Raw genomic sequence first — 22418 nt, 5'->3', positions numbered from 1 at the left:
CGCGCCCAGAAACGTTGCGAATGCTCGTCGACAGATCCGGCTGGCGGTCTGACAGGTCGGCTTCGCGCAGCGGGCGAATGACCAAATCGTCGGCCATGCGCGGCTCCCTTACCAACTCGGCGAACAGTGGTCGAGACCATCGGGCGACTCCACTTGCACCGTGGCGTGCTCCAACCCGCGGGCCGCCAGCACGGCGCGCGCATCGGCGAGCACTCGGGTCGCGTCGGCGCAGCTGGTCAGGTGCGCGGTCACCATGTCTTTGCCGGGCACAAGCGTCCACACATGCAGGTCGTGAACCTCGGTCACACCGTCGACGGCGTGTAGCGCCGCGCGCAGTTCGTCGACGTCGATGTGGCGTGGCGACGATTCGGACAGGATGCGCAGCGCGCTCGCCGCCAGTGACAGCGCTCGCGGCAACACCCACAGCGCGACGAAGACGGCGACCACGACGTCGGCGTAGGGCCAACCCGTCGTCAGGGTGACCACCCCGGCGACGAGCACACCGAGGCTGCCTACCGTGTCGGCGACGACCTCGGTGTAGGCGCCCTTGACGGCGAGGCTGCGCGTGGACTGCGACCGCAGCAGCAGCGCCACCGCGGTGTTGGTGGCCAGCCCGCCGAGTGCGACGGCTGTCAGCGGCACGCCCGGAATGGCCGGGGCGTCACCGAGCCGCCGGACCGCCTCGTAGAGGATGAACGCCGCGATCCCGATCAGCAGCACCGCGTTGACCACCGCGGTGAACACCTCCGCGCGGTGCCAGCCGTAGGTGCGCCGGGGCGACGAGCTGCCGCGCCGGACCAGCATCAGCGCGGCCAGCCCCATGAACGCGGCGGCTAGGTCGGTCAGCAGATGCCCGGCGTCGGCCAGCAACGCAATCGACCCGATGAGCAACGCCGTGCTCACTTCCACCACGAAGAAGCTCGCGAGGAGCACGGCGGCGGCGAGCATCCGCGATATCCGGGCGTCGGCGTGGTTGTGCGTATGGCCGGCACCCATGCCCGCAATATATGCGTATTGACGCATATATTGCAAGACGTTCAGAACCAGGCACCCCAGAATCGGGTCAGCGCGCTGCCCAACCGGGCCAGCATGGCGGGGACCCCGGACAGTTCGAAAAACCAGTCGACGACACCGAAGAACCACTGGTTCAGCGCCGGCGCGAGGAAGAGCAGGAGCACGAACAAGAACCCGAATTGCTTCGCCGGTTCCAGCGCGCGCTGCGTCTCGGGGCTCAGGTGCGGTTCCAGCGCGCCGTAGCCGTCCAGGCCCGGGATCGGCAGCAGGTTCAGCACTACCGCGGTCACCTGAAGAAAGCCCAGAAACGCCACCCCGGCCCACAACACCGGGTGCGCGGGCTCGTAGTACAACCGGACCAAAGCCAGCAGCAGCACGGCCAGCACAAGGTTGGCGAACGGTCCGGCCAGGCTCACGAGGGTGCGTCGCGCTGGCGTCATAAACGACGTGCGCACGTACACCGCCGCGCCGGGCAACCCGATGCCGCCCAGCGCAATGAACAGCATCGGCAGGCCCAGCGACAGCATGGGATGGGTGAAGCGCCGCGGGTCAAGCGTCAGATAGCCGCGCACTGCGACGTCGCGGTCGCCGAATCGCCATGCGGTGACCGCGTGCCCGAACTCATGCAGGCACAGCGACACCAGCCAGCCCGCGATCACGAAGACGAACACCCCGACATAGGCCAGCGCCCGAGTGTCGGCCCCGGCCAGCCAGGCCAGCACGCCGCCGCAAGCCGTCAGCGCGACGATCGCCAAGAAAATGGGGCTCGGTCGCACCGACTCGTGCAGGCCGCGAACGCTCACCGTTCGAAACTACCGGACCAGCAACCAGCCCTGGGTGTGCCGGTAGAACGTCGAGCGCCGTATCGGCCGGCGGGCGGGCACGTCGTCGCGGGTGACCATTACCCCGGTGCAACCCAACTGGGCGGCCCGCCCGGCCACCCAACGACGCGGCCAACTACCCAGCACGCGGGCCCGCAGGCCCGGCAGTGCCGCCGTCGGCTCGACCCGCACTCCGGCGACATCGCCGTCGAATAGCGTCGTATCGTCGACGACCGCCTCGCCGTGCAGCGGGCCGTCGGCACCGCGCCACAGCGCGCCGCCCACGATCACCGCCCCGGTCTCGTCGCGGATCAGCGGCATCAAGCGTGCACGACCGCGCCGCGCCCGCCGTGCCGCCCGACGGCGCCCGCAGCCGGTAGATTCGGGTGGCCGCGCTGCGCCGCCGGGGCGCATAGCCGATCTCGATACCGAGCCGGTCGGCGCGCAGCAGCCGGGCCAGCACCGTCGCCAAGTCGGCATCCTCACCGACCACCACCAGACGGCGAAACTTTCCGATCGCGGCATCGACGTCGGCGGGCCCGTCGATGCGCAAGACGGGCAAGCCGTTCAACGGGCGCAGTACGGGCCGGTCGCCGAACACCAGCACCGCCGTGTTCCGGGCGTCCTCGCAAGCCACTGGGATAGTGTGGGTCACCGGCTGGACCACAATCAGCGGGAGCAAGTCATGCCGGCAGTCGTGCTGATCGGCGCCCAGTGGGGCGACGAGGGCAAAGGCAAGGCCACCGACCTGCTCGGCGGCCGCGTGCAATGGGTGGTGCGCTATCAGGGGGGCAATAACGCCGGGCACACCGTGGTGTTGCCCACCGGCGAGAACTTCGCACTGCACCTTATTCCCTCCGGGGTGCTGACACCCGGCGTCACCAACGTCATCGGCAACGGGGTCGTGGTCGACCCCGGTGTCCTGCTCGACGAGCTGGCGGGCCTCGAGGCCCGCGGCGTGGACACCTCGCGGCTGCTGATCTCCGCCGACGCCCACCTGTTGATGCCCTACCACGTCGCTATCGACAAGGTCACCGAACGCTACATGGGCAACAAGAAGATCGGCACCACCGGCCGCGGGATCGGCCCGTGCTATCAGGACAAGATCGCCCGCATCGGGATCCGGGTGGCCGACGTGTTCGACCCGGACTCGCTGACCCGCAAGATCGAGGCCGCGCTGGAATTCAAAAACCAGGTGCTGGTCAAGATCTACAACCGCAAGGCGCTCGAGCCCGCGCAGGTGGTTGACACGCTGCTGGCACAGGCCGAGCGCTTCAAGCACCGCGTCGCCGACACCCGGCTGCTGCTCAACGCGGCGCTAGAGCGCGGCGAGACGGTGTTGCTGGAGGGATCGCAGGGCACCCTGCTCGACGTCGACCACGGCACGTATCCCTATGTGACGTCGTCGAATCCGACGGCGGGCGGCGCGGCCGTCGGGTCGGGCATCGGCCCGACGCGGATCACCACCGTGCTCGGCATCCTCAAGGCCTACACCACCCGGGTGGGATCGGGACCGTTTCCCACCGAGCTGTTCGACGAGTACGGCGAATACCTGTCCAAGACCGGCGGCGAGTTCGGGGTGACGACGGGCCGGCGCCGCCGCTGCGGATGGTTCGACGCGGTGGTCGCCCGCTATGCCACTAGGGTCAACGGCATCACCGACTACTTTTTGACCAAGCTCGATGTGCTCTCCAGCCTGCAAACCGTGCCGGTTTGCGTCGGCTACCGCATCGACGGCAAACAGACCCCGGATATGCCGATGACCCAGAGCGAACTGGCCCGCGCCGAACCCGTCTACGAAGAGCTGCCCGGCTGGTGGGAGGACATCTCGGCTGCGCGGAAGTTCGACGACCTGCCGGCCAAGGCGCGTGACTATGTGCTACGACTGGAAGAGCTTGCCGGAGCGCAGGTTTCGTGTATCGGTGTGGGCCCGGGCCGCGAGCAGACCATCGTGCGCCGCGACGTGCTGCAGGTCAACCCGTGACCGACCAACCGGAGGCGCTAGACCCCGAATACGAGCATCACGGCGGGTTCCCGCGCTACGAGCCCGCGCAGCCCGGACCGGGGTTCGCCAAGTTCGTCGCTGCCATGCGGCGCCTGCAGGACCTGGCCGTGTCGGCGAATCCGGACAGTGACACCTGGGACGAAGCCGCCGAGCGGGCCGAAGAGCTGGTTAAGCTGCTCGACCCGTTCCAGGCTGCGGAAGGAGTTGCCCCCGCGGGGCGGGTGCCGTCGCTGCCCGGCATGGGCAGCCTGCTGATGCCGCCGTGGACGATGACGAAGTTCGACGCCGACGGTGTCGAAATGCGCGGCCAGTTCAGCCGCTACTACGTCGGCGGCAACATGGCGGTGCACGGTGGTGTGATATCGCTGGTGTTCGACTGGCTGTGCGGCATGGTGGTGCACGCCGCGGGCCGCCCGATCAGCCGGACCGCGTACCTCAAGGTCGACTACCGCAAGGTCACCCCGATCGACCGCCCGCTGGTCGCGCGTGGGCGCATCACTGAAACCGAGGGCCGCAAGGCATTCATCGCCGGGGAACTCGTCGACCAGGACGACACCGTGCTGGCCGAGGTGCATGCGCTGATGGTGCGCTTGCTGCCCGGCCAGCCTTGACCTAACGACATATCCAGGCGCTGATCAGGGCCGGCAGCACAAGGATGGCGTCGGCACTGGCGGCTTCTTCGCGTAATCGGGGCACGAGCTTGTCCACATCGGACAGCCCGTCGGTGGCCAAGCCCAGCTGCCGCGCCACCGGCAACAGCGAGCGCCAGGTCTCGACCACGTAGGACAGCGGCTCCGGGTCTGCGATCGTGCCCACCGGCGCGCCGAGCGTCAGCCGCGGCTCACCCAAACCCGCGTGCCGGAACAACGTGTGCAGTGTGGCGCCAAACGCCGGGTCAAGACCCATGCCCGTGAACGCGCCCGCGATACCGTCTCGTACGGCGCGGAGCAACGGCAGGTCGGGCGCACTGGTTGCCGCCGTCGTGTCGATTTCCGAAAACGCGATCAGGCCACCGGGTCGCACCAGCGTGGCCAGCTGCCGCAACGCCCCGACCGGGTCGGGCAGATGCATGAGGATCAACCGTCCGATCACCGCGTCGACGGGCTCGTCCAAGGCGATTTCGGCGATCGAACTGCGCTGGAATCGGACGTTCGACAGCCCCTGTTCCGCCGCACGGCTAGTGGCGAGCTCGACGATGTCGGCGGCATCCACGCCCAGCACCGTGCCGGTCGAGCCCACCAGCCGCGCGGCCACAAACGACACATCACCGGGCCCGCAGCCCACGTCGAGCACCCGCATACCGGGTCGCAGGCCAGCCAGTCGCAATGCCGCGGCGGTGTGGTCGTCGTAGAGCCGTGCCTGCAAGAGCAGTCGCCGAACTTCGGCGTCGGCATGACCCAGAAGGTAACCGGTACTCGATTGTGTCATGCAACCCACTATTTCAGAGTGGCTTGCATGACGCAATAGACCCTGCGCCCGGCCCGGGCGTGAGCTCGACATCGCGCGGCCCTAGCTGCGTCCCGCAGGTGGCACACGTCAGCTGGGACGTGAGCCGGCCCCCGCAGTCGCGATGTGACACGAGCGCGGGCGGTCCGTCGGGTGCGAGGTAGCGGTCGCCCCACAACAGCAGCGACATCAACACCGGCCACAGGTCGAGGCCCTGCTGAGTTGGGTGGTACTCGTAGCGATCCGGCCGCTGCTGGTAGCGGCGGCGCTCGAGCACCCCGGCTTCGGTCAGCCGCGACAGCCGATCACTGAGCACGTTGTGCGCGACGCCTAGCCGCGCGCGGAAGTCGTCGAACCGGCGCACACCACGCAGGGCGTCGCGAACGATCAGCAGCGTCCAGCGGTCGCCGATCAGTTCCAGGCTGCGGGCGATGGAGCAGACCTGATGCTCGTAAGTGCGTGGCAGCATGAGGACCATCTTAGTTGCATCACAAAAGTGACGCCGGGCCCTCGTCATAGCCGGCGGCCCTATTCTGAGCAGCATGTTGCAGCACGGGGTGAGTTCGTGGCCGAGGATCTGACCGCCGAACCTCACCGGGCGCAGGAGGCTCATGAGCAACATGAGCGGGGGGCGGATCGCGAAAACCCAAGCGACGTGGCCCGCGCCGACGACGACAGCCCCCGCCCCAAGGTGATGCTTTTGGGGGCCGGCGAGCTCAGCCGGGAACTGGTCATCGTGTTTCAGCGTTTCGGCGCCGAAGTCATCGCGGTCGAGCATTACGCCGACGCGCCCGCACACCGGGTCGCCGACCAGTCGCTGGTGGTCAAGATCACCGATGCCGACGAGCTGTCGGCGGTCATCGGACGTGTGCAGCCCAATTTCGTGGTGGCCCTGACCGACGCGGTGGCCGCCGATGCGCTGGCCGCGGCGGGCGAGACCGGTTTCACCGAGGTGGTCCCCGGCGCCCGCGGCGTGCGCTTGTCCACCGACAGCGAGGGACTGCGGCGACTGGCCGCCGACGAATTGGGGCTGCCGACCGCGCCGTTCTGGTTCGCCGGTTCGCTCGACGAACTCAAAGCCGTGTCCGCGCATGCCGGCTATCCGCTGCTGGTCAAACCGGTGCGTGCGGTCGGCGGTCAGGCCCCCTCGGTAGTGTCCGGGCCCGATGACGTCGAACCCGCCTGGCAGCGTGCAGTTGCCGCTGGCGGGCGCGTCAGCCGCCCCCGGGTGCTGGCCGAGACAGTGGTCGAGGTCGACTACCACGTCACGCTGCTCACGGTGTGCACCGACGGACCGAAGGGACCGGTGTTCGAGTTCTGCGCGCCGATCGGTCACGGCGACGTCACCGGCGATGCGGTGGAATCCTGGCAGCCGCAACCGATGAGCGACGCAGCGCTGGATGCCGGCAAGTCGATCGCCGCGCGGATCGTCAAGGCGGTTGGCGGGCGCGGGGTCTTCGGGGTGGAACTGATGGCCCGCGGCGACGAGGTCTACTTCTGCGACGTCACCGCGCGGCCCTACGACAGCGGTCTGGTGACGCTGCGCACTCAGCGGCTTTCCGTATTCGAGTTGCAGGCCCGCGCGATCCTCGGTCTGGCGATCGACACGATCATGATCTCGCCGGGTGCGGCGGCGGTGCTGTATGCCGGGCGCGAGGCGCATCAGGGCAGGCCCGATGTTGGCGTCTTGGCCGATGCGCTGCGGGTGCCCGAGAGCGACGTTCGGGTTTTCGCTCACCACGAGCCGGAAACGCCGCGCAGGCTCGGCGTGGCACTGGCCACCGCGGCTGACGTGTCGACCGCGCGGGACCGCGCCCGGCAGGTGTCGGCTGCGCTGCGCCGGCTGTGGCAGCCGGCGAATTCGCCGGGGCCAGGCTGAATATGCGAGACTCACCCAAGTGAGCTACGCAGGAGATATCACGTGCCAGCAGGCTTGGAAGCTGCTCAGTGATAATCCCGAGGCGGTGCTGGTCGACGTGCGCACCGACGCCGAATGGCGCTTCGTCGGGGTGCCCGACCTGTCCAGCCTCGGCCGCGAGGTCGTCTACATCGAGTGGAATCGCGTCGACGGCAAGCGCAACGAAAACTTCGTCGCCGAATTGCTGGAGCAGGTCCCGGCCCGGCAGGACCGACCCGTGATCTTCTTGTGCCGCTCGGGCAACCGCTCGGTCGGTGCAGCCGAGGCCGCGACCGCGGCGGGCATCACACCGGCATACAACGTGCTCGACGGGTTCGAGGGCCATCTCGACGAGGCCGGTCATCGCGGTGGCTCCGGCTGGCGGGCGATTGGGTTGCCCTGGAAGCAGTCATGAGCGACGAGCCTTCGGTCCGCACACCGGCGCCGCTGCCCGACGGTGTCGGGCCGGGCACTATCGGGGTGCGCGGCGGGATCATGCGTTCGCAGTTCGACGAGACCGCCGAGGCCATGTACTTGACCTCGGGCTACGTCTATGAGTCGGCGGCCGCCGCGGAACAGGCGTTCGCGGGAGAGATCGACCGCTACGTGTATTCGCGCTACGGCAACCCCACCATCACCATGCTCGAGGAGCGGTTACGCCTGATGGAGGGGGCGCCGGCGGCGTTCGCCACCGCCAGCGGGATGGCGGCGGTGTTCGTGTCGCTGGGCGCGCTGCTGGGCGCCGGCGACCGGCTGGTGGCCGCGCGCAGCCTGTTCGGCTCGTGTTTCGTGGTGTGTGACGAGATCCTGCCCCGCTGGGGAATCCAGACCGTTTTCGTCGACGGCGACGACCTGGCTCAATGGGAGAAGGCGCTCTCCGAGCCCACTCAAGCGGTGTTCTTCGAGACGCCGTCGAACCCGATGCAGTCGCTGGTAGATATCGCCGCAGTCGTCGAGCTGGCCCACGCTGCCGGTGCAAAAGTGGTCCTGGACAACGTTTTTGCAACCCCACTGCTGCAACAGGGCTTTCCGCTCGGAGTCGACGTGGTGGTCTACTCGGGCACTAAGCACCTCGACGGGCAGGGTCGGGTGCTGGGCGGGGCCATCCTTGGCGACAAGGACTACATCGACGGCCCGGTGCAGAAGCTGATGCGGCACACCGGTCCCGCCATCAGTGCCTTCAACGCCTGGATTCTGCTGAAAGGCCTCGAGACACTTGCTATTCGGGTTGAGCACGCCAACGCCTCAGCGCAGCGGGTGGCCGAGTTCTTAGAAAGCCATCCCGCGGTGAGCTGGGTGCGCTACCCCTACCTGACGTCGCATCCTCAGTACGACCTCGCCAAGCGGCAGATGTCGGGCGGTGGCACGGTCGTCACCTTCGCGCTCGACGCACCGGAGTCAGTAGCCAAACGGCGGGCGTTCGAGGTGCTCGACAAGCTGCGTCTGATCGACATCTCCAACAACCTCGGCGACGCGAAATCACTTATCACCCACCCGGCGACGACCACTCACCGCGCGATGGGCCCCGAAGGTCGAGCCGCGATCGGGCTGGGCGACAACGTGGTGCGCATCTCCGTCGGGCTGGAGGACACCGACGACCTGATCGCCGACCTCGACCAGGCGCTGCGCTAGGCGCCGCGTGGCAGACATCATCGGCCGGATGGATGATGCCTTGGGCCGCAGCGGGTATCATAGAAGTCGACGTCTCCGGGGGGCGCTTGTCGAGTTTGCCGTGCCAACACGTTGATTTCGCTCGGGCCGTCTGCCCAGTGACGCCAAAGATAACGATTCCGAACGCAAATCGGACTCGCCCGGCAAATACCAGGGATAGGACCTTGGGCAAATTATGGTCTGTTCGTGTACCGTCGAACGGTCTTGAAGCTCCCACTGCTATTGGCAGGAGGCGCTGCACTGGCCCGAGCACCTCGCGCTGCTGCGGAACCACCCCGCGCATCTGGTGAGTCGCTCCGGTGGTCGGCGGAGCGTGCCAACCGGTGGTATCAAGCCCAAGGCTGGCTCGTCGGCGCGAACTACATCACCTCGAATGCAGTCAACCAGCTCGAGATGTTCCAGCCCGGCACTTACGATCCGCGGCGCATCGACACCGAGTTGTCCTGGGCGCGGTTTCACGGGCTCAACACGGTGCGGGTCTTCCTGCACGATCTGCTGTGGGCACAGGATCACCGGGGCTTCCAAGTCCGTCTCGCGCAGTTCGTGGCCATTGCGGCGCGCCACCGCATCAAGCCGCTGTTCGTGTTGTTCGATTCCTGTTGGGACCCGTTGCCGAAACTGGGCCGCCAGCGTGCTCCGCGTCCGGGGGTGCACAACTCCGGATGGGTGCAAAGCCCGGGCGCGGAGCGCCTCGACGACCGCCGCTACATTCGCACTTTGTACGACTATGTCACTGGCGTGGTGAGCCAATTCCGCAACGACGACCGGGTTTTGGGATGGGACGTGTGGAATGAACCCGACAACCCCGCGCGGGTGTACAGCTCGGTCGAAAGAAAGGACAAGCAGCAGCTTGTCGCCGACCTGCTTCCGCAAGTGTTCCAGTGGGCACGCTCGGTAAACCCGAGCCAACCGCTCACCAGCGGCGTCTGGGACGGCGAGTGGGCAGATCCCGCACGTCGCAGCACAATCGCCGCCATCCAACTCGACAACGCCGACGTGATCACCTTCCACTGCTATGGCGAGCCGGCGAATTTCGAAAGCCGCATCAACGAGCTCACCCCGCTGGGCAGGCCCATCCTGTGCACCGAATACATGGCTCGCTCGCTCGGCAGCACCATCCAGGGAGTTCTGCCAATTGCGAAGCGCTACAACGTCGGTGCACTGAATTGGGGCTTGGTCGCCGGCAAGACCCAGACCTATTTTCCTTGGGACTCTTGGGATCACCCATACTCGACGATTCCCAACCCGTGGTTTCACGACTTGCTGCGACCCGACGGACGGCCCTTCCAAGACAACGAGATTCAAACGATTCGGGCGCTGAGCGTCGGCGCGCCGTCCTGACCGCGCCAAGCGCGGCTAGCCCGGCCGCCTCTTGCTCGGCTTGCTCGGCGCGTTCGGCGGCGGCCAGGGCGCCCTGCTCTTGCTCGCCGAGCTTGCTCATCGCCAACCTCGCGTAGATCATCTGGCTGGTAATGGCCATCTGACTGCGACTGCGGCCCAAAAAGGTTACCCCCCAGTGGATCAAAGTGGTGAAGCGGTTTTTGAACCCGACCAAGTAGACCAAGTGCAGCACCAGCCAGGCCAGCCAGGCGATGAAGCCACCGAATTCCAGCCTGCCGACCCGCGCGACCGCGCTGAACCTGGAGACCGTGGCCATGCTGCCCTTGTCGAAGTACTTGAACGGCGCGCGATGCGCGGGATCGTCGCGGTCCTTCAGCGCGCGCTTGATGCACTTTGTCGCATACTTTGCCCCCTGGATCGCGCCCTGCGCCATCCCCGGCACGCCGGGTACGGCCATCAGGTCACCGACGACGAAGACATTCGGGTGTCCTTTGACGGTGAGATCGGGTTGAACGAGAACCCGTCCGGCGCGGTCGGTTTCGGTTCCGTCGGACTGCTCGGCCAAGATCTTGCCCAATGGGCTGGCCTGAACGCCGGCCGCCCACACCTTGCATGCGCACTGGATGCGACGCTGGCTGCCGTCCTTGTCTTGGACGGTGATGCCGTAGTAGTCGACCGCGGTCACCATTGCGTTGAGCTGGATCTCGACGTCCATCTTCTCCAGCCGGCGCTGCGCCTTCAGTCCCAGCTTTTTGCCCATCGGGGGCAAAACCGCGGGTGCTGCGTCCAGCAGGATGACCCGGCAATCGCTCGGCTTGATCGAGCGGAACGCCCCCGCCAGGGTGCGCTCGGCCAGCTCGACGATTTGCCCGGCCACCTCGACACCGGTCGGCCCGGCGCCGACCACCACGAAGGTCAGGCGGCGTTGCCGCTCGACGGGGTCGGTGCTGACCTCGGCGGCCTCGAACGCACCCAGGATCCGGCCGCGCAGCTCCAGCGCGTCGTCGATGGTTTTCATGCCGGGTGCGTAGGTGGCGAAGTGGTCGTTGCCGAAGTAGGACTGCTGGGCGCCGGCGGCGACGATGAGGCTGTCGAACGGTGTTACGGTGCGCATCGTCATCAGGCGCGACGTGACCGTCTGCGCGGCGAGGTCGATGGCCTCCACTTCGCCCAGCAGCACCCGGACGTTCTTCTGTTTGCGAAGGATCAGCCGGGTGGTCGGGGCGATTTCGCCCTCGGACAAAATCCCGGTAGCCACCTGGTAGAGCAGCGGCTGAAACAAGTGGCTGGTGGTCTTCGAGATCACGACGACGTCGACGTCGGCGCGCTTCAACGCCTTGGCCGCAGTCAGCCCGCCGAACCCGGAGCCGATGATCACCACACGATGCCGATGGGCTGCCTGGGTCATAGCCCTGCTCCCCGCGGCTCCGGCGGGCGGCGGGTTCAGCCGCCGTCGGGCCGGCCGACGACGGTTGCGGTTTAGCTTGAGCCGCAGGGCTTTCCGCGTCGAGACGTATTCCCGACCCGCTGGGCACCTGGCGCCCGTCACCGACCCGGCTCCACGGGCGAAGGCTGGCCTCGGCCATCTCCAGCGCCTTGTCGGTGAACACTCGATACCCGAGATGTGGCTTGTAGCCGTGGATTTCGGCGATGTCGAGGCCGCGCATGAACGACAGGATCTGCCGGCTGAAGACCTGCCCGGGAACCAGGACGGGGAAGCCCGGTGGATAGGGGGTGACGAAGGTGGCTGAGACCACCGGCTGCCCGGACTCCATTTTCTCCTCGACCTCGTCGGCGCTCAGGTATTCGCACAGGCTGTCGTCGTAGCCGAGGTAGAACGCCCGGCGCAGGTCACCGTCCGGGGTCGACGCCGCCTTGTCGCCGTTCTTTTCGAGGAAGCATGCGTGGAACCCGCTGAAATCAGGTAGCGGCGCCGAGGGGGTCGTCAACCGCAGCACCGCCCGCTCGTGGTGCGCGCGATCGGTCAAGCTCATGTCCGCGACCCGATCGTCGAGTTCTTGCGCGATCTTGACCAAAATCTCCACCAGGTAGGCCACCGAGCTGCGGGTGGTGCCGATGTTGGTCATGAACAGCACCGTGTTGCGGGAGGTTTTGTTGATCTGCACCCCGTAGCGGTCCATCAGCTCGGTGCGTTTGAAGGTGTCGCCGTCGATCCCGGTGGGCCCGATGTACAAGGTGATGCGGCTCGGGTCCAGGACGAATTCGTCTTGCTCCCAGGCTGTGGCCATGTTGCGCAGCCCGCTGCGCAGCGGTTGGTCGAGGCCCGACGGGCGGAACTGTTGCGGAATCATCTCCGCTGTCGACAGGCAATGCATGTATTTGCTCAGCAGCGGGTGCTTGTCGATCGCGTCCCGCAGCTGCATCGCATTTTCGACCTGCTTTTGCACCAGCTCCATGCCTTCGAGGTCGGCTTGCCGCCGGCCGATGTCGAGCGACGCCAGAATCTGGTAGTTCGGCGACGTGGACGTGTGCGCCATGTATGCCTCGTGGAAGGTCTCCTGCACCTTCTGATCGAAATCCTGGTCGAACACGTGGATCATCGAGCCCTGCCGCAGCGACGTGAGCGTCTTGTGGGTGGATTGGGTGGCATAGACCCGGACCCGGGCGCGGGCCGGATCGGGCAGCAAGCGGGTGTTGAGCAGCGTTTCGTCGTCGGCACCGGCGATCTGCTGGGCGTAGTCGCGGTAAGCCTGCCGGTACTCCGGCGAGCGCAGCCGTTCGCGGATCACCCGTGCTGCGTGCATAGCCGTGCGCCTGCGATACACGTGGTGGAATCGGGCGAACGCGAACCATGCTTCGTCCCAAAGGAACACCAGATCGGGCTTGATTGCCAGACATTCCTCCATCACCCGCTCGACGTCGTACACGATCCCGTCGAAGGTGCAGTTGGTCAGGCACAGCAGCTTGACCCGTTCCAGCTTGCCGGCCGCGCGCAACGCCAGCAGCCGAGACTTGATCTCGCGCAGCGGCACCCCGCCGTACATCGAAAACTGGTTCAGCGGATAGGCATCCAGGTAGGTGACTTGGGCGCCGGCCATCATCAGCCCGTAGTGATGGGACTGGTGGCAGTTGCGGTCGATCAGCACGATATCGCCGGGCGCGACCAGCGCTTGCTCGACGACCTTGTTGGCCGTCGAGGTGCCGTTGGTGACGAAGTAGGTCTGCCGCGCGCCAAACGTCTTGGCCGCCAACTGTTGTGCGTCGCGCAGCGGCCCGGTCGGCTCCAGCAGCGAGTCCAAGCCGCCGCAGGTTGCCGAGGTTTCCGCCAAGAACAAATCCAGTCCGTAGAACTGCACCATGTCGGCGATCCAGTGCGAGTTGACGATCGACTTGCCCTGCGAGATCGGCAGCGCGTGAAACACCCCGGTGGGCCGGTGGCTGTATTCGCGCAACGCGCTGAAGAATGGCGTCCGGTATCGGGCCGCGACCCCCTCCAGCAGCGACAGGTGCCGGTCCAGGGTGCCTTCCCCCGCGTGGAACACCCGCCGGAAATGGTGGCCGAGCCGCGCGGCGACGTCCTCCACCTCGAGTTCGGTGATCAGATACAGGTCGATTTCCGGTCGGGTTTCGCGCAGCGCTTTGGCCAGGATTTCGGCCCGTTCTTCCGGCGAGTGATCGGCGAGGTCTTCGGCGACGTGGGCGTCGCAGAAATGCTCCAACGCCGAGAGGTCCCGTCGCGAGCGATGCGAGAATCGCCGGGTGATCGCGCACGCCTGCACGTTGGAGTTGAGCCGGGCGGCGATCACCGCCTCGTCACCGCTGCCGACGACCACGATCTCGTAGATGAACGCGTCATCGGGGCGGCGCCAGCTGCGAATCTCGTTGGCAAGCGCGTGTTCTTGGGCCTCGGTCATCGTCGCCACGACCAGCAGCTCGAAATATGGCCGGCTCGGCCGGTGGTGGCCCAGCACTTCGGCAATCACCGGGGCCGCAGTCAGCGCCTCGTTCTCGCCCTCCAGCGGTGAGCCCAGCGTGCCGGTGCGGTAGGACTCGGTGACCAATGCGCGGTTGATCTTGGCGACCGTTCTGCCGAACTTGTCGAAAGCACCGGTGGCAAAAAGCCGGTGCGTCTGGTTGAACACATGAATGCCCGGGAACGCCCAGTAGCGTTCGAACGGCCGTAGCTGCGCAAGCAGCCCCTCCACTAGCTGCATGCACGGCGCGGGATCGCGTCCGCGGGCCGCCGCGGTCGACAGCCGTTCGCTGGCTTCCTCGAGCCGGCACCAGGCGTCGGCGCGGAACTGCCATGCGGTGTTGTAGGCATGCGGGTTCACGTCTGTCATGTCAAGCCTCCACCCCGCTTTGTCGTTATGCCACGAGGCTATGCCGTCGCCGCATGTCAGGGGGGCTTTTCGGCGAGCGTGAACTGACCGGTCAGTCGGTGTGGTCGCGGATGCCGAGCGCCGACTGTGCGCGCTCCTCGTAGGCCTGCCTGGCCTGCGGGTCGAAGTCGAGGAAGATGCGATCGATGCCTGTGCGTTTGCTCAGCCAACGACGGCCGCGCGGACCCAGCATGGAGGTCGAAGCGGCGATGAATCGTGCCGAAATAGGCACGGACACATGCGTTTTGGGCTTGCGGAGTGCCTTGACGATCGCTGCGGCGATTGTCTCGGGCTGCACCGGTTTGCTCGCTCCGGAGGTTTTGGTGCCGGAGATCAACTCGGTGTTGGTGAACGCCGGCATGACCACCGTGACGTCGACGCCATGCGGGGCGACCTCGTCGGCCAGCGCGGTGGACAGCCCGACCACGGCGAATTTGGTGCCCGCGTAGACCACCTGTCCTGGTACGGCGACCATCCCGGCCATCGACGCGATGTTGACGATGTGTCCGCTGCGGCGGTTGACCATCTCCGGCAGCACCAGCTGGCAGCCGTTGAGCACGCCGTAGAAGTTGACCTCGACGGCCGACCGAATCGCCTGCTGCGACTGCTGCAGGAAGGGGCCGACCGGCATCACCCCGGCATTGTTGATCAGCACATCGACGCGCCCCTGCTGACCATCCGCGCCGTCGGCGCGGGCCTTGTCGAGGAACGCGGCGAACGATTCGCGGTCGGTGACGTCGAGCGGGTGACCCGACACCGGGCCCAGGCCGCTCAGGTCGGTGACGGCCTTGTCGAGGACATCGACGTCGCGGTCGCCGATCACCACCCGAGCGCCGCGGGCCAGCAGCGCCTTGGCGGTGGCGTAGCCGATGCCGCGGGCGGCGCCGGTGATGACGACGGTCTTGGCCTTGATGCTGTCCATGACGACGGACTTTACAGCTGTCAAGTTCGCGGTGGAACAGTTACCCGGTGGGGGACTCCTCGTCCTGTTCGGCGCCGTCGTAGGCGATGTCGAGCCGCTGTTCGGGTCGGCGGGTTTCGGTGCGCAGCGCCTGGCTGTAGTAGGCCTTGTCGGCCTCGATCAGCGGCGGCTGCACGATGCTGCGCGGCCACAAGCGGTTGGTGCGCACCACGTCGAATTCGATCGCGTAGACGATCACCGTCGCCTGCAGCGCCAGCCAGGCCAGCAACCCGAGCACCGCACCGAAGAATCCGGCCACCGCCTGGGCGTGACGCAGCTGGTGGGTGACGATGTCACCGGCCGCGGTGAGCAGCAGCTGCCAGCCCACGGCGCTGATCGCCGCGCCCGGAAGCATCGCGCGGGTGGCCACCTGCTTGGCCGCCGCGACCCGGAACAGCGCCAGGAAAAACCCCGTTCCCAATGCGCACCCCACCGCGAAGCTGACTGCCCGCGCGGGCCAGCCGCCGAAGCCCCAGGACGCCGCTTTGACCGCCGCCGCGCTGGAAGCGCCGGTGACCACGACAATCAACCCCAGCATCAACAGCGTCGCAACCGTGCGCAGGTAGCGGTGCGGGAAACCGGGCCAGTCGACCTTCGGCACGGCCCACAGCGTGTTGAGGGTGTTCTGCAGGGAGTAGGCGAAACCGCGCGCACCGTATAACGAGCCCAGTATCCCGATGGTCAACGTGAGGGTGTTTCCGAAATGAGTGACGCCCAGCTGCTGGTGGATCTGCCCGCCGACGATCGGGAACTCGGCAAACGCCGAGTTCACCAGGTGCTCTTGGAGTTTCGGATGTGACCGCAATACCACACCGACGATCGCTGTCAGCGCCAACAGCAGCGGAAACGCCGCCACGAAGCCGTAGTAGGCCAACAGCGAGACGTGATAGCCCGCTTGGTCGTCGCTGAACTTCTTGACCACCGCGATTGGAAACCCGATCACCGGGTGCCGTTGCTGCCAGCCGTCGAAGCCGCGAGCGGCCCGCTCTATGGGGTTCATCGCTTAACGCCACCTTCTGCCAGCCTTGCCAACCAGCCATCGCCCAGAGTTTTGCTCACTGTGAACGTAATCCATCCCCGCGGCGGGATTTGGGTCCGGTTAGTCTTTCTTGATGCCGAACAGCCTGCAAGCCGCGCCGCAATCGGTGCGAAGTGACGCGCGCCGCGTCGACGAATTGCGGCTGCTGGAAGCCGAGGCGGTGCACATCATCCGCGAGGTAGTCGCCGAGCTGGAGCGTCCGGTGCTGCTGTTCTCCGCCGGCAAGGACTCGATCGTGTTACTTCGCTTGGCGGAGAAGGCGTTTCGGCCATTACCGCTGCCCTTTCCGGTGATGCATGTCGACACCGGTCACAACTTTCCTGAGGTGATCGAGTTCCGGGACCGCAGGGTCACCGGCCACGGGCACAAGCTGATCGTCGCCTCGGTACAGGAATCCATCGACAGCGGCCGGGTGCCCGACCCCGGCCCCGGGGCGTCGCGCAACCGGGCGCAGACCCGCACCCTGCTCGACGCGCTGGAAGCCGGCGGCTTCGACGCCGCGTTCGGCGGTGCCCGCCGCGACGAGGAACGTGCCCGCGCCAAGGAACGGATTTTGAGTTTCCGCGACGAATTCGGCCAGTGGGATCCCCGTGCCCAGCGGCCCGAGCCGTGGTCGCTGTACAACGGCCGGATCAGGAAGGGCGAACAGGTGCGGGTGTTCCCGCTGAGCAACTGGACCGAGCTCGACGTGTGGCGTTACATCCAGCTGGAAAACCTTGAGCTGCCGTCGATCTACTTCGCGCACCAACGCGAGGTCTTCGAACGCGACGGCATCCTGTTGGCGGTCTCGGAGTACGCCAAACCCGGCGATGGTGAACACGCCGCGGTGGAATGGGTGCGCTACCGCACCGTCGGTGATCTGACCATCACCGGAGCGGTGCGCTCGCGCGCCACCGACATCAGCGGGGTGATCGCCGAGATCTCGGCGGCGACGGTGTCCGAACGCGGCGAAACGCGCGCCGACGACCGCACCTCGGCCGCTGCGATGGAAGACCGCAAGCGCGAGGGCTACTTCTGATGTCAAGCGCCGAGAAAACCCTGCCGCCCAAGGGCATAACGCGCCAGCTGCTGCGCATCGCCACGGCTGGTTCGGTCGACGACGGCAAAAGCACCCTGATCGGCCGGTTGCTGCACGACACCGACAGCCTGCCACTGGACCACCTGGAAGCCGTCACCGGCGAAGACGGCATCGCAGACCTGGCAGCGCTTTCCGACGGTCTACGCGCCGAACGTGAGCAAGGCATCACGATCGACGTCGCGTACCGGTTCTTTTCCACCGACACCCGCAGCTACATCTTGGCCGACACGCCGGGCCACGAACGCTACACCCGCAACATGTTCACCGGCGCCTCCAACGCGCATGTGGCGATCCTGCTGGTCGACGCGCGCGCCGGGGTGCTGCGCCAGACCCGCAGGCACGCCTGGATCGCAAACTTGTTGGGCATCAAGCATCTTGTGGCAACGGTGAACAAGATGGACTTGATCGGCTTTGCACAGGCGCGGTTCACCGAGGTGGAGGATCAGCTGCGCCAAATGGCGGCCCGCCTCGGCGGCGCGGACATCACCGTGATCCCGATCGCGGCCAAGCACGGCGACAACGTCGTGCACCGCTCCGGGCGCACGCCGTGGTATGGCGGGCCCACGCTGCTGGAATATCTGGAAAGCGTCGAATTGGCGGCACCGCAAGCCGAAGCCTCACGGCTGCGGCTGCCGGTGCAGTGGGTATCGCGGCCCACCGCCGAGATCCGCCGCCGCTATACCGGGCGGCTCGCAGCGGGCACGCTCAGCGTCGGCGACCCGGTAGTATCGCTGCCGGCCGGTAGCCGTTCGACGGTGACCTCGCTCGATACCCTCGACAACGAGCGCACGACGGCAGTTGCGCCGCTGTCGGTTTCGATCGAGCTGGCCGACGACATCGACGTGGGCCGTGGCGATGTGCTGATCAGCGGTGCCGCCCACGCGGTCCGCCCGGTGCTGGCCCGCGAGCTCGATGCCACGGTGTGCTGGTTCGTCGACACCCCGCTGCGCGCAGGCGACCGGCTGGCCCTCAAGCAGACCACCAAGACCGTGCGGGCAACCGTGCAGGAGCTGCACTCCCGGGTCGATCCCGAAACGCTCGACGAGCTAGACAGCCCAGTTGAGTTGGCGCTCAACGATATCGGCACCGTGACCTTGCGGACTAGTTCGGTCGTCATCGCCGACGCCTACGCCGACAACCGGGATACCGGCGCGTTCATCCTGATCGACGAGTCCACCAACGACACCGTCGGCGCCGGCACCATCCTGGAGGCGCGGGAGGTCAAGCCGGGCGCGCATCTGCGCACCGACATCCGCTGGCATCCGTCGTCGCTGGACCGCGGTTACCGGTGGCGGGCCACCGGGCAGCCAGGTGCGACGATCTGGTTCACCGGGCTGCCCGCCTCCGGCAAGTCGACGATCGCGGTGGCGGTGGAGCGCGCGCTCGTCGAATCGGGGCGGGTGGCCTACCTGCTCGACGGCGACAACCTGCGCCACGGCTTGTCCGACGACCTGGGTTTCTCGCCCGGCGACCGCGCTGAAAACATCAGGCGGGTAGGGCATTTGACCCGGCTACTCGCCGACGCGGGCGTGGTGGCGCTGGCGTCGCTGGTGTCACCGCTGAAGTCGGACCGCGAGATCGCCCGCGCGCTAAATGACGCGGCGAAACTGCCGTTCATCGAGGTCTACGTCGCCACCCCGCTGGCCGAGTGCGAAAAACGCGACCCCAAAGGCCTCTACGCGCGCGCCCGCAGCGGCCAGCTTTCCGGTCTGACCGGTGTGGACGCGCCCTACGAGCCACCGGATCACCCGGACCTCGTGCTCGACACCACCAACGCAGACATCGATGAACTCGCCGCACAGGTCATCGATCTGCTCAACGAGCGAAGCCCGCGGCCGCCCCGGTGAGCCAGATTTCGTGGGGCTCAGTAGATGGACGGTGTTGGTGTGGGATCAACGCGCGCTGTGTACTTCCGCGGTGGTGCGGCCCAGCAATCCCATCAAGCTGGCGGCGAACTTCTCGAGGCGTTCGCGCGGGTAGGTGTCGGGATGGCGAACGGCGAGGCGTCCCAGCATCTCGGCGAACGACAGCAGCGTGTGGGCGAGCAGGTGCGGATCGACGTCGGCCAGCTGCGGCATCAGAGCGGTCCCGGCGCGCGCTAGGTCTTCGGCTTGGGCCAGGATCGCCGAACGGGTGCGACGCAGTGAGTCGCGGTAGGCGCGGGGGGCGCTGTCGGGAACGGTGAGGATCAGTCGCCACCGCGTGGGGTTGGCGAGCACCGCCTGCAGAAAAGCCGTGATCGAAGCAATGTAGGCTTCGGCCGGGCCCAGCGTGGTGAGATCGGTGGGCAGCGTGGCGCTGATTTGGGCGATGCCGCGTTGGTGCTCGCGATGCAATAGCTCGCCCACCAATTCAGCCCTAGTCCGAAAGACGGTGTACAGGACGGGTTTTGCAATTCCGGCGGCTGCGGCGACGGTTTCCATGGCGAGCTCATGCAGCTCGCAGCTGGCGAGCACGTCCAACGCGGTATCCAACAGCTGAGCCCGGCGTGCCTCGCGGGAGAGCCGCGGTGCGTACTTGCGGCGGGGGCGCTCCTGCACGGGCATGGCCACAATTTTACGACAGCGTTGTATTGCCGTGCCGGTAATGCTACGGTCGCGTTCTATTGCACCGAAGGAGATAGCGCAATGGCCCAGGGATCCACGCAGCTCGCGCTGGCGGACCCGCGGTCGGTGGTTGCCTGGACGGCGCAGTCCGCTCAGCTGACCGTGCGGCGGGCCATTGCGCTGGCGCGGCTAATCGACCGCGCCGACCGGGCCCTCGACGATATCGCCGAGCTGCGCCGGGCGGCGCAGTTCATCGCGGACAACCTCGCCGACTTAAGCAAAAGCGCGAAGGGTATTGACCGCAACTCGGCCGAGATCGCTCGGGAAATCACCGGCCTGACCAAAGCTGCGCAGGGCATCGACACGCAGGCTGAACGCCTCACCGGTGAAATCCAGTCGGTGGCACAGATCTTGCCCACCTTGCAGCGACTCACCGAAATCGTCGACCCACTCGACAACACCGTTGCCCGGCTGGGCCGCTTCGTCGACCGCCTGCCCGGAGGCCGGCGCACCCCGGCCCGTGGCACCCGATCCGCTATCCCACAGCAGAAGCCGACATGACCGCTAGCCGCCTGGCCCTAGCGATGGTGATCGCCGGGATCGTCGCGGCCGGCTGCTCGAGCACGGCAAGCCCGAGCAGTCCAACCAGCGCGGCCGGCATCACCACCCAATGGTTCGCGGCCACTGCCGGCAAATTCCTGGTGCAAGGCGCGATCCTGGAGAAGTACAACGAGGTCGGGGCGTCGAATAGCCCGCTAGGGTCGCCGATCAGCAATGAGCAACCCGGCCCGGGCGGTGGCCGTTACACCAGATTCGAAGGCGGCGGTATCTACTGGACCCCGCAAACCGGTGCACACATCGTGATGGGTGCCATCCGTGACACCTGGAAACACGACTACGGTGGCCCGGGCGGGCCACTGGGCTACCCGACCTCCGACCAGCAGGACATCCCCAGCGGCTGGCAGCAGACCTTTCAGCACGGCACCATCACCTACACCAACGGCAAAACGCAGGTCCAAACGCAGCCCTAGGTTGCTGGGCCGCGCGTTATCCACAGGTGCGCGGTTGGGCTTGGGCCTCTCGTCAGTGGACGGCGCTATAGTCGCACCTATGTTCGATAGCCGGGGCCGCACCACCGCGGTGTTGGTGCAGCGTATGGCCGCGGCGGTGCGCGCGGAGAACCGGGCGGTCGGGCAGCGGCTGACTATCATCGGCGAACTCGATGTGCTGCGGTCGCGCGAGGTCGGCGAGCGCGAGACCTGGCTGACCGACACGCAGGAGGCACTCAGCGCCGAAATTGGCGCGGCGCTGGGGATCGCCCCGGCCCTCGCGGCCAGTTACCTCTACTATTCGCCGGCGCTGCGGTTGCGGTTGCCGCGGGTGGGGGCGCTGCTGGTGGCGGGGGACATCGACTACCGCACGTTTCAAACGATCGTCTACCGCACCGAATTGCTCATCGACGACGACGTCATGGCAGCGGTGGATGCCCAGCTGGCGGTCCGGATCCCGCGGTGGCACGCGCTGACGCAAGGCCGGTTGGGCGCTTACGCGGATCAGATCGTGGCCCGTGCCGATCGCGACGCGGTGCGCCGACGCCGTGACCGTTACGAGGATCGGGAGTTTTGCATCTGGGATGCCGGCAGCGGACTGGCCGAGGTGTTCGGGCGCCTGGTGTCCACCGACGCCCACGCGGTGGATGCCCGCCTGGATGTGTTGGCGGACACGGTCTGCGACCGCGATCCGCGCACTCGCAAGCAGCGCCGCGCCGACGCGATGGGTGCGCTTGCTGCCGGGGCGGAACGGTTGGCATGTCGCTGTAGGCGGCCCGATTGCCCCGCCGTCGCTGCGGCGCCGCCAAGCGCGGTGGTGGTTCATATGATCGCCGAGCAAGCCAGCCTTGATTGCAGGGCACCAACCCCAGGTTCGATGATCGGCGCCGACGGGCTCATCCCACCCGAGATGGTCACTGAGTTGGCACGCACGGCCAAGCTGCGGCCGCTGATTCATCCTGCCGACGTCGCACCCGAGGCTGGCTACGCTCCCTCGCGCGGGCTGGCCGATTTCGTGCGGTGCCGAGATTTGACGTGTCGCTTCCCCGGTTGTGATCGTCCCGCGCTGCGCTGTGATATCGACCATACGATCCCCTACGCCGACGGTGGACCCACACACGCGTCGAAGGACATGTTGCTCTGCCGCTTCAGTTGCATCTGATCGGCAAAACAACTGGTGAGGGCATTGTCGAGGGCATGGGGTGTT

The 22418-nt window shown here is 66.9% G+C and carries 18 protein-coding genes and 3 pseudogenes; 11 read left to right on the top strand and 10 right to left on the bottom strand.

Features of this window, described 5'->3' with window-relative positions:
• Positions 1–108: 108 nt before the first annotated feature.
• The 3 genes and pseudogenes from MYXE_RS21410 to MYXE_RS21400 all read right to left on the bottom strand — a co-directional run bounded on the left by MYXE_RS21410 (position 109) and on the right by MYXE_RS21400 (position 2490).
• Positions 109–996, bottom strand: a complete 888-nt coding sequence (locus tag MYXE_RS21410; protein WP_003922475.1) for a cation diffusion facilitator family transporter — start codon at positions 994–996, stop codon at positions 109–111.
• Between the two features lie 41 nt (positions 997–1037).
• Positions 1038–1817, bottom strand: coding sequence for a site-2 protease family protein (locus tag MYXE_RS21405; RefSeq protein WP_003922476.1), 780 nt, complete (start codon positions 1815–1817; stop codon positions 1038–1040).
• A gap of 9 nt (positions 1818–1826) precedes the next feature.
• Positions 1827–2490 (bottom strand): annotated as a pseudogene (locus tag MYXE_RS21400) (peptidase M50).
• Positions 2491–2520: 30 nt separating this feature from the next.
• Here MYXE_RS21400 and MYXE_RS21395 point away from each other — a divergent pair.
• Both MYXE_RS21395 and MYXE_RS21390 read left to right on the top strand, forming a co-directional pair.
• Positions 2521–3819 (top strand): adenylosuccinate synthase, encoded by a 1299-nt coding sequence (locus MYXE_RS21395; protein ID WP_085193259.1) that lies wholly within the window; start codon positions 2521–2523, stop codon positions 3817–3819.
• Positions 3816–4451, top strand: coding sequence for a PaaI family thioesterase (locus MYXE_RS21390; protein ID WP_085193171.1), 636 nt, complete (start codon positions 3816–3818; stop codon positions 4449–4451). Before MYXE_RS21395 ends, MYXE_RS21390 begins: the two co-directional genes overlap by 4 nt.
• Position 4452: 1 nt before the next feature.
• On the opposite strand, the gene MYXE_RS21385 is transcribed toward MYXE_RS21390, so the two are convergent.
• Together MYXE_RS21385 and MYXE_RS21380 are read right to left on the bottom strand one after the other, a co-directional pair.
• Entirely contained in the window at positions 4453–5268 is an 816-nt protein-coding gene (locus tag MYXE_RS21385) for a class I SAM-dependent methyltransferase (protein WP_085193169.1), read from the bottom strand.
• 13 nt (positions 5269–5281) lie between these two features.
• Positions 5282–5755, bottom strand: coding sequence for a winged helix-turn-helix transcriptional regulator (locus MYXE_RS21380; RefSeq protein ID WP_232061670.1), 474 nt, complete (start codon positions 5753–5755; stop codon positions 5282–5284).
• Positions 5756–5851: 96 nt separating this feature from the next.
• Here MYXE_RS21380 and purT point away from each other — a divergent pair, with 96 nt between their 5' ends.
• The 4 genes from purT (at position 5852) to MYXE_RS21360 (ending at position 10195) form a co-directional block, all read left to right on the top strand.
• On the top strand, positions 5852–7165 hold the full coding sequence (purT, locus tag MYXE_RS21375) for a formate-dependent phosphoribosylglycinamide formyltransferase (RefSeq protein ID WP_085193165.1): 1314 nt from the start codon (positions 5852–5854) through the stop codon (positions 7163–7165).
• A 19-nt stretch (positions 7166–7184) separates the two neighbouring features.
• A complete protein-coding gene (locus MYXE_RS21370) occupies positions 7185–7598 on the top strand; it encodes a rhodanese-like domain-containing protein (RefSeq protein ID WP_003922483.1) in 414 nt (137 codons plus the stop codon).
• Positions 7595–8815 (top strand): O-succinylhomoserine sulfhydrylase, encoded by a 1221-nt coding sequence (locus MYXE_RS21365; RefSeq protein ID WP_085193163.1) that lies wholly within the window; start codon positions 7595–7597, stop codon positions 8813–8815. The genes MYXE_RS21370 and MYXE_RS21365 overlap by 4 nt, the downstream gene beginning before the upstream one ends.
• A 225-nt stretch (positions 8816–9040) precedes the next feature.
• Complete coding sequence (locus MYXE_RS21360; RefSeq protein WP_039891322.1) at positions 9041–10195, top strand: glycoside hydrolase 5 family protein; 1155 nt, start codon at positions 9041–9043, stop codon at positions 10193–10195.
• Positions 10196–10214: 19 nt separating this feature from the next.
• On the opposite strand, the pseudogene MYXE_RS21355 reads toward MYXE_RS21360, so the two are convergent.
• The 4 genes and pseudogenes from MYXE_RS21355 to MYXE_RS21340 form a co-directional block, all read right to left on the bottom strand.
• Positions 10215–11603, bottom strand: a pseudogene (locus tag MYXE_RS21355) (NAD(P)/FAD-dependent oxidoreductase); the annotation flags it as partial.
• Between the two features lie 178 nt (positions 11604–11781).
• Positions 11782–14499, bottom strand: a pseudogene (locus MYXE_RS25455) (aminotransferase class I/II-fold pyridoxal phosphate-dependent enzyme); the annotation flags it as partial.
• 91 nt (positions 14500–14590) lie between these two features.
• Positions 14591–15460, bottom strand: a complete 870-nt coding sequence (locus MYXE_RS21345) for an SDR family oxidoreductase (RefSeq protein WP_085193158.1) — start codon at positions 15458–15460, stop codon at positions 14591–14593.
• 40 nt (positions 15461–15500) lie between these two features.
• Positions 15501–16499 carry a YihY/virulence factor BrkB family protein gene (locus MYXE_RS21340; protein WP_003923047.1) on the bottom strand — a complete coding sequence of 333 codons (999 nt, stop codon included), beginning with the start codon at positions 16497–16499 and terminating at the stop codon, positions 15501–15503.
• A 112-nt stretch (positions 16500–16611) separates the two neighbouring features.
• Between MYXE_RS21340 and cysD the strand changes: the two genes are divergently transcribed.
• Both cysD and cysC read left to right on the top strand, forming a co-directional pair.
• The gene (gene cysD, locus MYXE_RS21335) at positions 16612–17556 is read left to right on the top strand and encodes a sulfate adenylyltransferase subunit CysD (protein ID WP_003923048.1); all 945 of its coding nucleotides are present in this window, start codon (positions 16612–16614) and stop codon (positions 17554–17556) included.
• Entirely contained in the window at positions 17556–19463 is a 1908-nt protein-coding gene (cysC, locus tag MYXE_RS21330; protein WP_085193157.1) for an adenylyl-sulfate kinase, read from the top strand. Before cysD ends, cysC begins: the two co-directional genes overlap by 1 nt.
• A gap of 45 nt (positions 19464–19508) precedes the next feature.
• On the opposite strand, the gene MYXE_RS21325 is transcribed toward cysC, so the two are convergent.
• The gene (locus MYXE_RS21325; protein WP_085193156.1) at positions 19509–20162 is read right to left on the bottom strand and encodes a TetR/AcrR family transcriptional regulator; all 654 of its coding nucleotides are present in this window, start codon (positions 20160–20162) and stop codon (positions 19509–19511) included.
• An 81-nt stretch (positions 20163–20243) separates the two neighbouring features.
• Here MYXE_RS21325 and MYXE_RS21320 point away from each other — a divergent pair, with 81 nt between their 5' ends.
• The 3 genes from MYXE_RS21320 to MYXE_RS21310 all read left to right on the top strand — a co-directional run bounded on the left by MYXE_RS21320 (position 20244) and on the right by MYXE_RS21310 (position 22373).
• Positions 20244–20723, top strand: coding sequence for a hypothetical protein (locus tag MYXE_RS21320; RefSeq protein WP_085193155.1), 480 nt, complete (start codon positions 20244–20246; stop codon positions 20721–20723).
• Positions 20720–21193 carry an LGFP repeat-containing protein gene (locus tag MYXE_RS21315; RefSeq protein ID WP_112650219.1) on the top strand — a complete coding sequence of 158 codons (474 nt, stop codon included), beginning with the start codon at positions 20720–20722 and terminating at the stop codon, positions 21191–21193. The genes MYXE_RS21320 and MYXE_RS21315 overlap by 4 nt, the downstream gene beginning before the upstream one ends.
• A gap of 79 nt (positions 21194–21272) precedes the next feature.
• Entirely contained in the window at positions 21273–22373 is a 1101-nt protein-coding gene (locus MYXE_RS21310) for an HNH endonuclease signature motif containing protein (RefSeq protein ID WP_085193154.1), read from the top strand.
• The last annotated feature ends 45 nt before the right edge of the window (positions 22374–22418 follow it).

It is taken from the genome of Mycobacterium xenopi (genome assembly GCF_009936235.1).
Taxonomy (GTDB): Bacteria; Actinomycetota; Actinomycetes; order Mycobacteriales; family Mycobacteriaceae; genus Mycobacterium; species Mycobacterium xenopi.
This window is presented reverse-complemented; position numbering and strand designations above follow the sequence as displayed.